13 protein-coding genes and 2 riboswitches are annotated in these 14852 nt (G+C 64.8%); of the genes, 8 read left to right on the forward strand and 5 right to left on the reverse strand.

Going from position 1 to position 14852, the window contains the following annotated elements:
- Positions 1-129: 129 nt before the first annotated feature.
- The 5 genes from AC1DXS_RS12575 (at position 130) to AC1DXS_RS12595 (ending at position 6317) form a co-directional block, all read left to right on the forward strand.
- Positions 130-681, forward strand: coding sequence for a hypothetical protein (locus AC1DXS_RS12575; protein ID WP_477737823.1), 552 nt, complete (start codon positions 130-132; stop codon positions 679-681).
- 35 nt (positions 682-716) lie between these two features.
- A riboswitch (glycine riboswitch) is annotated at positions 717-823 on the forward strand.
- 19 nt (positions 824-842) lie between these two features.
- A riboswitch (glycine riboswitch) is annotated at positions 843-944 on the forward strand.
- Between the two features lie 39 nt (positions 945-983).
- The gene (gene gcvT / locus AC1DXS_RS12580) at positions 984-2144 is read left to right on the forward strand and encodes a glycine cleavage system aminomethyltransferase GcvT (protein ID WP_477737824.1); all 1161 of its coding nucleotides are present in this window, start codon (positions 984-986) and stop codon (positions 2142-2144) included.
- Between the two features lie 38 nt (positions 2145-2182).
- Positions 2183-2548 (forward strand): glycine cleavage system protein GcvH, encoded by a 366-nt coding sequence (gcvH, locus tag AC1DXS_RS12585; RefSeq protein WP_477737825.1) that lies wholly within the window; start codon positions 2183-2185, stop codon positions 2546-2548.
- Positions 2549-2642: 94 nt separating this feature from the next.
- Positions 2643-5537, forward strand: coding sequence for an aminomethyl-transferring glycine dehydrogenase (gene gcvP / locus AC1DXS_RS12590; RefSeq protein WP_477737826.1), 2895 nt, complete (start codon positions 2643-2645; stop codon positions 5535-5537).
- Positions 5538-5552: 15 nt separating this feature from the next.
- Positions 5553-6317, forward strand: a complete 765-nt coding sequence (locus AC1DXS_RS12595; RefSeq protein ID WP_477737827.1) for a sulfite exporter TauE/SafE family protein — start codon at positions 5553-5555, stop codon at positions 6315-6317.
- On the opposite strand, the gene AC1DXS_RS12600 is transcribed toward AC1DXS_RS12595, so the two are convergent.
- Positions 6314-7102, reverse strand: coding sequence for a transglutaminase-like domain-containing protein (locus AC1DXS_RS12600; protein ID WP_477737828.1), 789 nt, complete (start codon positions 7100-7102; stop codon positions 6314-6316). The genes AC1DXS_RS12595 and AC1DXS_RS12600 overlap by 4 nt on opposite strands.
- A gap of 153 nt (positions 7103-7255) precedes the next feature.
- Here AC1DXS_RS12600 and AC1DXS_RS12605 point away from each other — a divergent pair, with 153 nt between their 5' ends.
- Positions 7256-7666, forward strand: coding sequence for an FKBP-type peptidyl-prolyl cis-trans isomerase (locus AC1DXS_RS12605; RefSeq protein WP_477737829.1), 411 nt, complete (start codon positions 7256-7258; stop codon positions 7664-7666).
- A gap of 3 nt (positions 7667-7669) precedes the next feature.
- On the opposite strand, the gene AC1DXS_RS12610 is transcribed toward AC1DXS_RS12605, so the two are convergent.
- Positions 7670-8545 carry an alpha/beta fold hydrolase gene (locus AC1DXS_RS12610; RefSeq protein WP_477737830.1) on the reverse strand — a complete coding sequence of 292 codons (876 nt, stop codon included), beginning with the start codon at positions 8543-8545 and terminating at the stop codon, positions 7670-7672.
- Between the two features lie 249 nt (positions 8546-8794).
- Between AC1DXS_RS12610 and AC1DXS_RS12615 the strand changes: the two genes are divergently transcribed.
- The gene (locus AC1DXS_RS12615) at positions 8795-9796 is read left to right on the forward strand and encodes an LLM class flavin-dependent oxidoreductase (RefSeq protein WP_477737831.1); all 1002 of its coding nucleotides are present in this window, start codon (positions 8795-8797) and stop codon (positions 9794-9796) included.
- A gap of 21 nt (positions 9797-9817) precedes the next feature.
- Here AC1DXS_RS12615 and AC1DXS_RS12620 read toward each other — a convergent pair whose 3' ends face one another.
- On the reverse strand, positions 9818-10867 hold the full coding sequence (locus AC1DXS_RS12620; protein ID WP_477737832.1) for an SDR family oxidoreductase: 1050 nt from the start codon (positions 10865-10867) through the stop codon (positions 9818-9820).
- A 216-nt stretch (positions 10868-11083) separates the two neighbouring features.
- Between AC1DXS_RS12620 and AC1DXS_RS12625 the strand changes: the two genes are divergently transcribed.
- Positions 11084-11968, forward strand: coding sequence for a DMT family transporter (locus AC1DXS_RS12625; RefSeq protein ID WP_477737833.1), 885 nt, complete (start codon positions 11084-11086; stop codon positions 11966-11968).
- 129 nt (positions 11969-12097) lie between these two features.
- On the opposite strand, the gene aroC is transcribed toward AC1DXS_RS12625, so the two are convergent.
- Both aroC and AC1DXS_RS12635 read right to left on the reverse strand, forming a co-directional pair.
- Entirely contained in the window at positions 12098-13195 is a 1098-nt protein-coding gene (gene aroC, locus AC1DXS_RS12630) for a chorismate synthase (RefSeq protein WP_477737834.1), read from the reverse strand.
- 731 nt (positions 13196-13926) lie between these two features.
- On the reverse strand, positions 13927-14397 hold the full coding sequence (locus tag AC1DXS_RS12635; protein ID WP_477737835.1) for a hypothetical protein: 471 nt from the start codon (positions 14395-14397) through the stop codon (positions 13927-13929).
- Between the last annotated feature and the right edge of the window lie 455 nt (positions 14398-14852).

The raw sequence follows: 14852 nt of genomic DNA on the forward strand, positions 1-14852 counted from the left end.
GCGTTGCGCTTCTAGCCCAGACGCCCGGTCTGGGCGTCGTCGCGCGCCTTGATTGGCGCCGTTTTAACCCCATTCGCATTTGCATAAATAGCGTTAACAGGCCCTAACTTTCATTTCAGGATGAAATCCATGCAGCTCCACAAAACCGACCGCGCCCGCGCCGAGCTCAAGCCCGGCGTGAGAACGCTTGGCCAGCGCGAGCGCACCCTGCTGCTGATGGCCGACGGCAGCAAGTCCGCGCAGGATTTCCGCCCACTGTTTGACGGCGACGGCGAAGCCATTGCGCTGCGCCTTTTGCGCGAGGGCTTCCTGGAAGCGCATCCGGGCAAGGTGCCCGCCGCGGCGCCCGCCCCGACGCCAACGCCGGCCCAGTTGCAGAATTTCCCCAGCCCCGAGACCACCCAGGCCATCCAGGTCGCAGCCGACCAGTTCGAAGGCAAGCGCTCGCTCGCCACAACGCGCATGTTCCTGTTTGACATCTGCGAGCGCATGTTCGCCCGGCGCGACCCGGTCATGGCCGAACGCTTTCGCGAAGCGCTGCGCAATGCCAAGGACCGCGAGAGCATGCTCACGGCCTCGCGCGAGATGATTGAAGAGATCGAAAAAATCGCGGGCCACGAGCGCGCCGACTCCATCAGCGAGCGCATCGCCATGCTGCTGCCGCAGCACCAGGCAGCCTGATCCACCAGGCCGGCCCGGCAGCCGCTTCCGTTACACTTGCCGGGTCAGGAGAGAGTTTTCCCGAGAAAACCGCCGAAGGCGCACGTACACCCCCTTTTTTGGTGCACTGAACGCTCAGGCAAAAGGACTGGCAACCGCCCTGCGGCGCACCACGCGGCAAGGCGTTCCCTACTGGAGAGAGGCCGTCGCCAGGACGGCCCACCGAAGGAGCAAACCCGCATCGCCGGGCGAATCTCTCAGGTAAAGTGGACAGCAGGGGCAACCGATGGATTTAGAACCTGTTTGCCCCCCCGGAGAATGCCTTGTCCGATTCGTCCACCTCTTCCGCCGCTCCCGAAACCCTGCTGAAGACGCCGCTGCATGCGCTGCACCTGGAGCTGGGCGCGCGCATGGTGCCTTTCGCGGGCTATTCCATGCCGGTGCAGTACCCCGCGGGCCTGATGGCCGAGCACCTGCACACACGCCAGGCCGCCGGCCTCTTTGACGTTTCCCACATGGGCCAGTTGCGCCTGGTGGGGGCGGATGCGGCGGCGGCGCTTGAATCGCTGATTCCGGTCGATGTGATCGACCTGCCCGCCGGCAAGCAGCGCTACGGCCTGCTGCTCAATGATGAGGGCGGCATCATCGACGACCTGATGTTTTTCAACCGCGACTATGCCAACGGCGGCGACCTCTTCGTCATCGTCAACGGCGCCTGCAAGGTGGGCGACATCGCGCACATCCAGGCCAAGATCGGCTCGCGCTGCGAGGTCATCCCCATGCCCGAGATGGCGCTGCTGGCGCTGCAAGGTCCGCAGGCTGTCACGGCGCTGCAGCGCCTGGCGCCCGGCATCGAAAAGCTGGTGTTCATGACCGGTGGGCGCTTCACGGTGGCGGGCTGCGACTGCTTCCTGACGCGCAGCGGCTACACGGGCGAAGACGGGTTTGAAATTTCGGTGCACGCCTCGCAGGCCGATGCGCTGGCGCGCGCGCTGCTCGCCCAACCCGAGGTCAAACCCATAGGCCTGGGCGCGCGCAACTCGCTGCGGCTGGAAGCGGGCCTGTGCCTCTACGGCAACGACATCGACACCACCACGACGCCGGTGGAAGCCAGCCTCAACTGGGCCATGCAAAAAGTGCGGCGCACCGGCGGTGCGCGCGCGGGCGGTTTCCCGGGTGCCGACAAAATCCTGGCGCAACTGGCCGACCCCGCCCTGCTTGCCCGCAAGCGCGTGGGCCTGGTGGCGCTGGAGCGCGTTCCCGTGCGCGACCATACCGAACTGCAAAGCACCGACGGTGCAAAGATCGGCGAGGTCACCAGCGGCCTGCTGGGCCCGACCATCAACCAGCCGGTCGCCATGGGCTATGTGAAACCCGAATTTGCCGCCCTGGGCACACGCGTGAACGCCATCGTGCGCGGCAAGGCCGTGCCCATGGAAGTCGCCGCCATGCCTTTTGTCGCTACCCGTTACTACCGCGGCTGAACCCTGCTGTCCCACCCCTCAACCCCCTGGAGATTCTCATGACCGTCAAATACACCGAAGACCACGAATGGCTCAAGATTGAAGGCGACGTCGCCACCGTCGGCATCACCGTGCATGCGCAGGACGCGCTGGGCGACGTGGTGTTTGTGGACCTGCCCGCCGTGGGCACCACCTTCGCGCAAAAGGAAACCGCCGGCGTCGTCGAGTCGGTCAAGGCCGCCGCCGACGTCTACATGCCCGTGAGCGGCGAAGTGACCGCCATCAACGAAGCGCTGAAGGACGACCCGTCCCTGGCCAACAGCGACCCCATGGGCGCCGGCTGGTTCTTCAAGATCAAGCTGTCCGACCCATCGCAGCTGGACGCGCTGATGGACGAGACCCGCTACACCGCGTTCGCGGCTTAACTCCCGTTCGGGCTGAGCCTGTCGAAGCCCTGCTCTCCCCGTTCCGCCTGCCCTTCGACAAGCTCAGGGCGAACGATTTTTCCGGAAACCCGACATGTTGATGCAAACCGCCAAGCCCCTGGGCGACCTTGAAAACCCTTCCGAGTTCATCGCCCGCCATATCGGCATCGACGAGACCGACGAGGTCCACATGCTCAACGTTGTGGGCTCGGTCTCGCGCCGCGAACTGGTCGAAGGCATTGTTCCGCGCTCCATCGCGCGCCGGATGCCCATGGCCATTCCGGCCCCGGTCACGGAAGCCGCCGCGCTCAAGCAGCTCAAGGCCATCGCGGCCAAGAACCAGGTGTTCAAGAACTTCATCGGCCAGGGCTACTACGGCACCTACACGCCGGGCGTGATCCTGCGCAACATCCTGGAGAACCCCGCCTGGTACACCGCCTACACGCCTTACCAGGCCGAGATCTCGCAGGGCCGCATGGAGGCGCTGATCAACTTCCAGACCATGGTCTGCGACCTGACCGGCATGCCGATTGCCAACGCCTCCATGCTCGACGAGGCCACCGCCGCCGCCGAAGCCATGACCCTGGCCAAGCGCAGCGTCAAGAGCAAAAGCAATGTCTTCATCGTGGCGGGCGACTGCCATCCGCAGACGATCGAGGTGATACAGACCCGCGCCAAGCCGCTGGGCATCGAGATCAAGGTCAGCACGGCGGCGGTCACGGTGCCGCAGCTCATGGCTGAAGGCGACTACTTCGGCGTGCTGGTGCAATACCCCGCCACCACCGGCAGCATCCATGACCTGCGCCCGCTTGCGGGCCAGGCCCACGTCGACGGCGCGGCGCTGTGCGTCGCGGCCGACCTGCTGGCGCTCACCTTGCTGGCCCCGCCCGGCGAATGGGACGCCGACATCGTGCTGGGCAACACCCAGCGCTTCGGCATGCCCATGGGCAACGGCGGGCCGCACGCGGCCTACCTCGCCTGCCGCGACGAGTTCAAGCGCTCGCTGCCGGGCCGCCTGGTCGGCGTCAGCGTCGACAGCCACGGCAACCCGACCTACCGCCTCGCGCTGCAGACGCGCGAGCAGCACATACGCCGCGAGAAAGCCACCTCCAACATCTGCACCGCGCAGGTGCTGCCGGCCGTCATCGCCAGCATGTACGCCGTCTACCACGGCCCGCAGGGCCTCAAGCGCATCGCCGAGCGCGTGGCGGCCTACACCGCCGTCTTTGTGCGCGGCCTGCAGGAGCTGGGCTACGAAATCACGAACACCGGCGCGTTCGATTCCGTGACCATCAAAACCGGCGACGCGACCCATGCGATTGCCGAGCGCGCGCGCCAGGCCGGCGCCAACCTGCGCTATCGCCTGAACAACCACCTGGGCGTGTCGCTGGACGAAACCACCAGCCGCAAGGACATCGAGCTGCTCTGGTCCTTCTTTGCCAAACCCGGCCAGACCCTGCCCGTGGTCAGCGCCTTCGAAAAAGGCGTGGAATCGCTGATCCCCGCCGAGCTGCGCCGCACCACGCCTTTCCTTGCGCACCCGGTGTTCAACACCCACCACTCCGAAACCGGCATGCTGCGCTACATCCGCATGCTCAGCGACAAGGACCTGGCGCTGGACCGCAGCATGATCCCGCTGGGCAGCTGCACCATGAAGCTCAACGCGACCAGCGAGATGATTCCCATCACCTGGCCCGAGTTCGCCAACATCCATCCCTTCGCGCCGGCCGACCAGCTGCAAGGTTATGCCGAGCTCGACAAGCAGTTGCGCGACTGGCTGTGCCAGGCCACCGGCTATGCCGGCATCAGTCTGCAGCCCAACGCCGGCTCGCAGGGCGAGTACGCGGGCCTGCTGGCCATCAAGGCCTTCCTTGAAGCCAAGGGCCAGGGCCACCGCAACATCTGCCTGATTCCGTCCTCGGCCCACGGCACCAACCCGGCCAGCGCGCAGATGGTGGGCATGAGCGTGGTCGTGACCGCCTGCGACGCCCGCGGCAACGTCGACATGGCCGACCTGAAGGCCAAATGCGAACAGCACAGCGACAAGCTGGCCTGCGTGATGATCACCTACCCCAGCACGCATGGCGTGTTTGAGACCCAGGTGAAGGAACTCTGCGCCATGGTGCACAGCCACGGCGGCCGCGTCTACGTGGACGGCGCCAACATGAACGCGCTGGTCGGCGTGGCCGCGCCGGGCGAATTCGGCGGCGACGTGAGCCACCTGAACCTGCACAAAACCTTCTGCATCCCGCACGGCGGCGGCGGCCCGGGCGTGGGCCCGGTCTGCGTGGTGGCCGACCTGGTGCCTTACCTGCCCGGCCATGCGACGGCGGGCATTCCCGGCAACGGCGTGGGCGCCGTATCGGCGGCGCCTTTGGGCAATGCCGCGGTGCTGCCCATCAGCTGGATGTACTGCCGCATGATGGGCCCCGAGGGCCTGACGCAGGCCACCGAGGTCGCCATCCTGAGCGCCAACTACATCAGCTCGCGCCTGAAAGACCACTACCCGACCCTCTACGCCAGCGAAAACGGCCACGTGGCCCACGAATGCATCCTGGACCTGCGCCCACTGAAGGACACCAGCGGCGTCAGCGCCGAGGACGTGGCCAAGCGCCTGATGGACTACGGCTTTCACGCGCCCACACTGAGCTTTCCCGTGCCCGGCACGCTGATGGTGGAGCCCACCGAAAGTGAAACCCTGGCCGAGCTGGACCGCTTCATCGACGCGATGATCGCCATCCGCGACGAGATCCGAAAGATCGAAGCCGGCCAGTGGCCGCAGGACAACAACCCGCTCAAGCACGCACCGCACACCGCGGCCAGCCTGCTGGGCGCCGACTGGGACAGGCCCTACTCGCGCGAAACCGGCGGCTTCCCGCTGGCCTCGCTCAAGCAGGGCAAATACTGGCCGCCCGTGGGCCGGGTCGACAACGTCTACGGCGACCGCAACCTGTTCTGCAGCTGCGTGCCCGTGAGCGACTACGCCTGAGGATCTGTCAACCCTGTGGCAGGTCTTGACGCTCACATCATCCTGATCATCGCGGGCGCGGCGGCGGCGGGCTTTGTCCAGGGCCTGTCGGGCTTTGGCTTCAGCCTGGTCGCCATGTCTTTCTGGGCCTGGGCCATAGACCCGAAGCTGGCGGCGGTGATGGCGGTGTTCGGCGGGCTGACGGGGCAGGTCATGGCGGCCTTCACGGTCAGCCGCAATACCGACTGGAAGCGCCTGCTGCCATTTCTGGCCGGCGGCCTGCTGGGGCTGCCGCTGGGTTTGCTGCTGTTGCCGCGACTTGACGTCCAGCTGTTCAAGCTGTTTCTGGGCGTACTGCTGGCGCTATGGTGCCCGGCCATGCTTTTTTCGGGCAAGCTTCCGCGCATCCACCATGGAGGCCGCATCGCCGACGCCACGGCAGGCATGGCCGGCGGCTTCATGGGTGCCTTGGGCGGTTTCAGCGGCGTCATTCCGACGCTGTGGTGCACCCTGCGGGGCTACGAGAAAGCGGACCAGCGCGCCGTCATCCAGAACTTCAATCTGGCGGTACTGACCGTCACCATGGCCAGCTACGCCGCCGCAGGCCTGGTCACCCGCGAAACGCTGCCCATGCTGGCCATCGTGGCGCCCGCGGCGCTTGTTCCCGCCTGGCTGGGCGGACGGCTTTACGCGGGCATCAGCGACCTGGCCTTTCGCAGGCTGGTGCTGAGCCTGCTGACTTGCTCCGGGGTGGCCATGCTGGTTTCATCGGTACCGGAGTTGTTGCGACGCATGGGCTAGTTTCCAGAAGAACGGGAGCCGGCCCGCAGTTCCTCGATGGCCCGTATCATGGCGGGCGCCAGCACATTCCACTGCAGGGCACGCAGCGACCGGCGGTAACGCAGCCCGCTGCCCCCCACGGATGGCGACACCAGTTCCAGTGGATCACTCACCACGCACAGAAGCCGCTTGATCATCGGGTCCTGGTCGCTGGGCTTGCCGCCGAGGAAGGCGTCGTTCTTGCCGTCCCACAGAAGCTGGGCATGGATGTGGATGCCCCAGCCGCATTCCCAGCCGTTCGCTTTCAGCTGTTCGCGGGCGGCGGCCACGTATTCCGCATCGAAGATAAACGTGTCGGTGCGCACCCAACCGCCCAGCCAGAACTCCGCCAGCGGTCGCGCCGCCGGCGTGGCTCCCGGAATCAGGCCGCGCAGCATCTCGCCGCGCATCTCCATGTAGCGTATTCGCGCCGGAATGCCGGCGGAGCGCATCAGTGCGATCAGCAAGGTCACCTTGTCGTCGCCGTCGCCCCCCCGCGCCTCGAGCACGTCGCGGGCCGTCGGGTATTGCAGCTTGATTCGCTTGGTATAAGGCAGGCGCTTGACGAAGCGATAGATGGCCAGCGCCTTGTCCCGCTCGGTGCGGCACAGCTGGACCAGCGCGCGAGCCTTCAGGCGCAGCTTGGGGTCGTCCAGGTCCAGCAGCGGCGTCGTGCCGAGCCAGTCCTGCGGCCGGTCGCTGACCTTTTTGCTCAGCCGGCGGGGCGAGTCGAATTGTGCGGCAAGTGCCACCATGGAACCACCCACGAAGTGAATAGTTCACGCATGGTAACCCCGCAGGACAGATTGCGCCGCATTTGTTTACAAGGCGGCCGGCCGGCGCCGCTGGGCAAGACAGGGGGCGGGCGATAATCCGGGCCAGCTCTTTCGATTACCCACCCGCCATGAAAGCATGACCTCATGAAGACACTGACCGCCGTGATCGCCTCCTTTGCCTCCCTCGCTGTCTCCACCGCAGCCCTTGCAGCAGCCCCGGCCGAAACCCTGCCCAACGGCGTCAAGATCGTGCACACCGCCGACGGCACCGGCCCGCAGCCCAAGGCGACCGACACCGTCAAGGTGCACTACCGCGGCACCCTGGCCGACGGCAAGGAATTCGACAGCTCCTACAAGCGCGGCGCGCCTGCGACCTTTCCGCTGAACCGCGTCGTGCCCTGCTGGACCGAAGGCGTGCAAAAAATCAAGGTCGGCGGCAAGGCCACGCTCACCTGCCCGCCCGCCACGGCCTATGGCGACCGCGGCGCCGGCGGCGTGGTGCCGCCCAATGCCACCTTGACCTTCGACATCGAGCTGCTCGCGATCGAGAAATAAGCGCTAGATATCTGTTTCGAGGGCGGCAAGCAGCGCCTCATCAAACGCGCCGGCCCGCTCAAACTGCAGCCAGTGGCCGGCGCCCTCCACCAGTTTCAGGCCCCTGAAATCCATGGCGCGCGTCAACGCCGCCTGCAGCGCATCGAGCTTGCCGCGGTAGAGCGCATCCTCCCGCCCATAAATCGCCCACACAGGGCATTGCACACGGCCCAGCGACTGCGCCAGCGCATCGGTGCGCGCCAGGCTCCGGCCCTTCATGCGGTCGCGCAGCACATTGGCGATATGCAGGCGCAGCGCCAGCTCATCAATCGCCTCTTCGCGATACAGCATCAAGGCCGCGAGGTTGTGCCGGTGTATCGCGTCGCGCTCGGCCGCATCGGCAAGGTGGCGCCAGGCGCGCAGGCGTATGGCTTTTTCAGGTGCCACACCGAGGCCGGGCGCGCCCACCAGCACAACGCGCGCGGCCCGGGCGGGAAAGCGTTCCGCCAGGAAGCCGGCCACCATGCCGCCGAAAGAAAATCCCACCAGGTCGCAGGCCGCGTCGCCCACCAGCACGGCCAGTCCCTGTTCGACCGGTTCAGGCAGCGCATCGGCGTCGGTGCCGCGCAAGGGCGCCGCCGAATCACCAAAGCCGGGCAAGTCCGGGACCAGGACCCAGCGCCCTGACGCGGCCAGCGCGGGGATATTGCGCAGCCAGTGCATCCAGCTGCCGCTGCCGCCATGCAAAAGCACCAAGGGCGCAAGTTCCGGCCGGCGCGCGGCCTGCCCCCAGGTGTGCCAGACCATGGCGCCGTCGCCACAAGGGGTTTCAAAACGGCTGGCTGTGCGCAGCAATGCGAGTGCCTCGGGCGGTAATTGAATGCTCACTGAATCCGTCATGGGGGATTTATACCCTGCCCCCCGCGCGGCCATCGGGAAGCTCCTAAACTGGCCCGTCGCCCCCACAGCACGCCCATGCATCCAAGCTCAGCACCCACCCTTTACTCCCTCTCCCCTGGGAGAGGCTTGGCCTGTCCTGAGCTTGTCGAAGGAGGGTGAGGGCCTACGGCCTCCCAACACGCATGGCGCAACATCAAACACCGCAAGCCCCCATCCCTACCCCCCCTCATCGGGGGAGGGAGCCAAACCATGATTCCCTTCTCAGTCCTCGATCTCTCCCCCATCGTCAAAGGCGCAACAGCCGCCGACGCCTTTCACAACACCCTGGCCCTGGCCCGGCATGCCGAGCAACTGGGCTTCAAGCGTTTCTGGCTGGCCGAGCACCACAACAACCCCGGCATCGCGAGCGCGGCCACCGCAGTGGTCATCGGCCATGTGGCCGGCGGCACACGCACCATTCGTGTGGGATCGGGCGGCGTGATGCTGCCCAACCATTCGCCCTTGGTGATTGCCGAGCAGTTCGGCACGTTGGCATCGCTCTACCCGGGACGCATCGACCTGGGCCTGGGCCGCGCGCCCGGCACCGACCAGCTGACCGCCCGCGCGCTGCGCCGCGACCACCAGAACAATGCCGACACTTTTCCGCAGGACGTGCAGGAGCTGCGCTACTACTTTGAAGACGTCGAGCCCGGCCAGCGAATCCGCGCCGTGCCGGGTGCGGGCCTCAAGGTGCCGCTGTGGATACTGGGCTCCAGCCTCTTCGGCGCGCAGCTGGCCGCGGCGCTGGGCCTGCCCTTTGCCTTTGCCTCGCACTTCGCGCCCGACATGCTGATGCAGGCCCTCGAAACCTACCGCGACCGGTTCGAGCCTTCCGCGCAGCTCGACAAGCCTTACGCCATGGTTGCCGCCAACGTGGTGGCAGCCGACACCGATGAAGCGGCGCGCTACCAGCAGACCTCCATCCAGCAGGCCATGACCAACCTGCTGCGCGGAACGCCGGGGCCGATGCCGCCGCCGATTGACGACATCGAAAGCTACTGGTCGCCTGCCGAGCGCGTGGGTGCGCAGCGCATGCTGCGTTACGCGGTGGCCGGCGCGCCCGCGACCGTGCGGGAAGGCCTGCGGGCTTTCATCGCCGAGACGCAAGCCGACGAACTGATGGTGACCACGCATATTTTTGACCCGGCCATTGCGCGCAGGTCGCTGGAAATCACCGCCGGTGTGCGAGACAGCCTGGCGGCTTCGGGCTGAGGCTGGACTGGCGGCCGGGAATCAAACCGCGCCCACACTCCCCGTCACCGGCAGCACAATCCCGGTGATGTAGCTCGAACACACCGGCGATGCGAGGAACACATACGCCGGAGACAGCTCCTCGGGCTGCGCCGGCCGCTTCATGTCGGTCTTCTTGCCGAAGTCCTGCACCATGTCGGCCGGGGAGTCTGCCGGGTTCAGCGGCGTCCACACCGGGCCGGGCGCCACGGCGTTCACGCGTATGCCCTTGTCGACGAGGTTGCTGGCCAGCGCCTTGGTGAAGGCGTGGATCGCGCCCTTGGTGGCCGAGTAGTCGAGCAGCTTGGCGCTGCCCTCCAGCCCGGTCACGGAACCGGTGTTGATGATGCTGGAGCCTTTCTTCAGATGCGGCAGCGCAGCCTTGGCCATGTGGAAGTAGCCGTACACATTGGTGCGCAGGGTTTCGTCAAAGCGCTCCTCGGTCAGGTCTTCGAGCGACTCGGCATGCTCCTGGAAGGCGGCGTTGTTGACGAGGATATCGAGCTTGCCGAGCGACTTCACGGTTTTTTTGACCGCGTCGCGGCAGAACTGCGGGTCTTTCACATCCCCCGCGATCAGCACACAGCGCCGGCCTTCGGCTTCGATGCAGCGCCTGGTTTCTTTGGCATCCTGGTCCGAGCTCAGGTAGGCCACGGCCACGTCGGCGCCCTCGCGCGCGAACAGCACGGCAACCGCGCGGCCAATGCCCGAGTCGGCGCCGGTGACCAGCGCGGTCAGGCCTTCGAGCTTGCCGCTGCCTTTGTAGTCGGGCGCCATGAACTGCGGCTTGAGCTCCATCTCGGCCTCCAGTCCGGGCTTGCGCAGGTGTTGCCTGGGCAGCGGCGGCTCGGGATAGTCCCGCAAACCGGCTTGCACGGCTTTCTTTTCCTTGCCGGCGGAGGCTTCGCGTTCGGCCCGCTTGGCGTTGTCCTTGCTGTCCTGCTCGCGCTGGATTTTCTGCTGCTTGGCAGTGACGGCCTCACCGCGCGCCGCGGGGCGCGCGGAGGACGTCCGGCCGGAAGAGGTTTTGGTGGTGTTGGTGGTTTTGGGCATGGCGCTTCCTCGAAAAGGGTTGGGGGGAGTGGATGGAAGTGATGGGCGAAAAGCTTTATTTAGAGCGCCCGGCACCGGCCGCGGTGTAGGAAAGATTCGCGCCTTCACCCCAGCCGGGCAGCTTTGGGCCGAATCTTGCACAATCACACAAGCTTCACATCGCCGCCCTCATTGCCGCCGCCATTGCCGCCCCCATTGCCGCCCGTGCGGCGTTTCATGCAAACCCGACACTTCCTCCAGCTCATCGCGATGTCCGCCCTCTGGGGCGCATCATTTCCCCTTCTTCGCATTGCCAGCCCGGCCCTGGGCCCGTGGGTGGTGGCGGCCACCCGCTGCACTCTGGCGGCCATTGTGCTCAGCCTGCTGATGAGCACGCTGCGCGACCGCTGGCCGCCGCGCAGTGCCTGGCCGCAGCTGACGCTGGTGGGCCTGTTGTCGGTGGTGATTCCGTTTGTGCTGTTCAACTGGGCGGCGCTGATCATTCCTTMGGGTTACTCGGCGGTGCTCAATGCCACGGCGCCGCTTTTCGGCGTAATGGCGGCTGCGCTGGCTGGGGAAGAGAAGCTCACGCGGGTGCGCCTCCTGGGTTGCGCGGTCGGTTTTGCGGGCGTGGCGCTGCTGGTGCAGCTGGGGCCTGTGGCGGTAACACCCACGGTGATTCTGGCGGCGCTGGCTTGTGTGGTGGCTTCGGCCAGCTACGGTTTTGGCGCCATCCAGATGAAACGCGTGACCATGGCCTATTCGCCGCTGCCTTCGTCGGCGGTGGTACACATCACCGGGGCGCTGATCCTGATCGTGCCGGGCGGCATCGCCGCGCCTGCGGCCGTCCTGACGCCGGGCGCGGTGGCGGCCGTGACGGTGCTGGGTACGCTGACCTCGGGATTTATGTACTGGATCAGCATGCGGCTGATGCGCGAGATCCCGGCCAGCGCCACCACCTCGGCGGCCTTCATGATCCCGCTGTTCGGAGTGACCTGGGGCGGTTTGTTTCTCGGCGAGCCGGTCACGGCCAGCATGCTGCCCGGCTGCATTCTGGTGCTGTCGGCCACCGCGCTGATCACGGGGTTTAACCCGTTTCGGGCGGCACCGCCTGAGCCTTGAAGGCGAAAACAGGCATCAACACGAAGCCGTGAAGAAATCGTAGCGAGCGGTCCGAGGTCGCGTGGAGGACCGGAGCCGTACACCCGTACGGTGAGGACCGCAGATGCGAGATCGGGCCGCGCAGTAGATTTATTTGCGGCTTCGCATGATGTCGGGTGTATTCACCACGACATCCGCGTTCTGAGCCCGCTGGCGCAGTGCATGCTCCATCACCACCAGCGCCAGCAGCGCTTCGGCAATCGGTGTGGCGCGTATGCCCACGCAGGGGTCGTGGCGGCCCTTGGTCACCACTTCGGCCGGGTTGCCGGCCGTGTCTATGGACTGGCGCGGCGTGATGATGGAACTGGTCGGCTTGATCGCGATCGAGACTTCCAGGTCCTGGCCGGTGCTAATGCCGCCCAACACACCGCCGGCGTTGTTGGACAAAAAGCCTTCAGGCGTCAGCGAGTCGCCGTGCGTGGTGCCGCGCTGCGTCACGCTCGCAAACCCCGCGCCGATTTCCACCCCCTTGACCGCATTGATGCCCATCATGGCAAAGGCGATGTCGGCGTCCAGCTTGTCATACAGCGGCTCACCCAGGCCCACCGGCACACCCGAGGCCGTCACGCGTATGCGCGCACCACACGAGTCGCCCGCCTTGCGCAAGGCGTCCATATAGTTTTCCAGCTTGGACACATCGGCCACCGGCGCGAAAAAGGGGTTGTTGGGCACATGCTCCCAGGACTCGAAGGGAATGACCTCATCGCCGACCTGCGTCATGCAACCGCGAAACACCGTACCGTATTTTTCAGCCAGCCATTTTTTAGCCACGGCACCCGCCGCCACCGTAGGCGCAGTCAAGCGCGCCGAAGACCGGCCGCCGCCGCGCGGATCGCGCAGGCCGTATTTGTGAAGGTAGCTGTAGTCGGCATGGCCGGGACGGAAGCTCTCCAGGATGTTGCTGTAATCCTTGCTGCGCTGGTCGGTGTTGCGGATCAGCAGGCAGATCGGCGTGCCGGTGGTCTTGCCCTGGTAGACACCCGAGAGGATCTCGACGGCATCGGGCTCGTTGCGCTGCGTCACATGGCGGCTGGTGCCGGGGCGGCGGCGGTCCAGGTCAGCCTGGATGTCGGCCTCGCTCAAATCCATGCCCGGCGGGCAGCCGTCAATCACGCAGCCAATGGCCGGGCCGTGGGATTCACCGAAATTGGTGACTGCGAATAGGGTTCCTAGGGTATTTCCGCTCATGGGGGGATTATCCCAGAGGGGCCCTTGGGGTTGCCAATAGATTAAACCGGGCTCATGGCTGAACAATGTCTGGCAAATCCGGGGATAGGAATACAGGGTTTTCTAATGGTTGACGGACGGGACGTGTTGCGGCGGGCCGAGAGACGCACTCCCAATGGAGGGCTACGTGTCGCCGCCTTCATCTGAAATCACTTGACAAGCGGAAGTCCTTCTTTGAAATGACAGTGTCGCACCACGCATGGACTCTCGTGCCGCTCACGGTATGGCGCAGAACACCGGCTTCGGGATAACTAACGTCATGGGTGAATCCAGGGTACCTCTGGGGTTGATGACCACGATCATTGAGTAGGCTGTTCAGAATCCACTCTCCCGGCCACTCTGAATAGCGAGCCACCAGAGATCGCAATGCCTCATGCGCGCGCTCTTGGGAGATGCGATACGCCGGAACATGACTGTGGAAGACGTCATGAAATAGGCCTTCCTTGTACTCTCGGACGCAGAAGCAAACTTGTCGAACTGAAAGGTCAGGACAGAGGTGGAACTCGGTGTACAGCTGCGATGCGGCAGGTGGCCTGGACATAGAGATCATCGACTAGGACATGAATTTCTCGACGACTAATGTCGAAAATGACCAGCGGGTAGTGCGCGGGCAAAGCCCGCCGATAGAAAGTCCGTGTTGATTGATCTGTTCGCCCTCAACACCACCCTCTTTGCCAGTTGGTCTATTGTGCTCACGGCGCGTCATTCCTTGATTCAACTTCTCGCCGCGAGGACGAGATTGGAAGCAAGCCCATCTGAGGGATGGAGTTTAGGTGCTGATAAGAGAGCCACAACTGGTCGCGGACAGCTGGCGGCGTGTCCTTTGGTAGCCGCTTGATCCGATCCAATATCTCGTCCGAGGCCATTCGATTCATATCCAGGCGTCTCTCGACATCGAGACCTCTCGATAGTCGATATGCCAGCACTCCACCGCTTACACCAAGACCTGCCAGCAGAAATTCGAGTGCGAGAAGCGAGACAGGAAGGACGAAGCTGAGGGCGTACGCAGCCGTTAAACCCAGAAAACCACCAAAAACACCAAACAAGGTCGATGTATTTGCGTCGGAGAGGCGAGTCGCGGCCCTTTGCAGTTCCGCCAGAGCCTTTCTCACCTCTCTTGATGAAGCAGACAGAGCTCGAAGCGAATTCTCTGAGAAGCTCATGAGTTGCTCTCAAGATTCTCAAAGCGCTCAGCATCCCACAACGCACTTTGGTGCTGTTGCCGTATACCCTCGACACTCCCGACAAGACCGCGAAAGTCTGCGATCGTCATCAGGAGGCGATAGCTGACGAACAAAAGAATGAGAAGAATACCCGGAAGGAGAGCGGCGAGGTCGCCAAGTGGCTCTCGACCCCACCCAAGTGAAATCGAAGCAATCACGAGAGTTGCCAGCGTCGCGCAGCCTAGGAGTGCTAAGAGGAGGAGATGCAGTGTTCCTCTAGTGGCGTGAACCTCCGAGGAGAGCCGCGACTGAAGGACTCTTGCTTCGGCGAGTAGATCGGCTCGGTCAAATTCTGTGTTCATTGCTTTCCTTTGATCAAATGCGAGGTCTTCGTTAGGGCTAACGTAATGTATGCCGCAAAACCTATGGTGTAACTTGGCAATCTAATCTGGCCA

The organism is Polaromonas sp. P3_B1 (assembly GCF_056402935.1).

Excerpts from the sequence above, each read along its gene's own strand:
- AC1DXS_RS12575 (WP_477737823.1), top strand. The coding sequence starts at position 130 with ATGCAGCTCCACAAAACCGACCGCGCCCGCGCCGAGCTCAAGCCCGGC.
- gcvH (WP_477737825.1), top strand. The coding sequence starts at position 2,183 with ATGACCGTCAAATACACCGAAGACCACGAATGGCTCAAGATTGAAGGC.
- gcvP (WP_477737826.1), top strand. The coding sequence starts at position 2,643 with ATGTTGATGCAAACCGCCAAGCCCCTGGGCGACCTTGAAAACCCTTCC.
- AC1DXS_RS12605 (WP_477737829.1), top strand. The coding sequence starts at position 7,256 with ATGAAGACACTGACCGCCGTGATCGCCTCCTTTGCCTCCCTCGCTGTC.
- AC1DXS_RS12610 (WP_477737830.1), bottom strand. The coding sequence starts at position 8,545 with ATGACGGATTCAGTGAGCATTCAATTACCGCCCGAGGCACTCGCATTG.
- AC1DXS_RS12615 (WP_477737831.1), top strand. The coding sequence starts at position 8,795 with ATGATTCCCTTCTCAGTCCTCGATCTCTCCCCCATCGTCAAAGGCGCA.
- AC1DXS_RS12620 (WP_477737832.1), bottom strand. The coding sequence starts at position 10,867 with ATGCCCAAAACCACCAACACCACCAAAACCTCTTCCGGCCGGACGTCC.
- aroC (WP_477737834.1), bottom strand. The coding sequence starts at position 13,195 with ATGAGCGGAAATACCCTAGGAACCCTATTCGCAGTCACCAATTTCGGT.
- AC1DXS_RS12635 (WP_477737835.1), bottom strand. The coding sequence starts at position 14,397 with ATGAGCTTCTCAGAGAATTCGCTTCGAGCTCTGTCTGCTTCATCAAGA.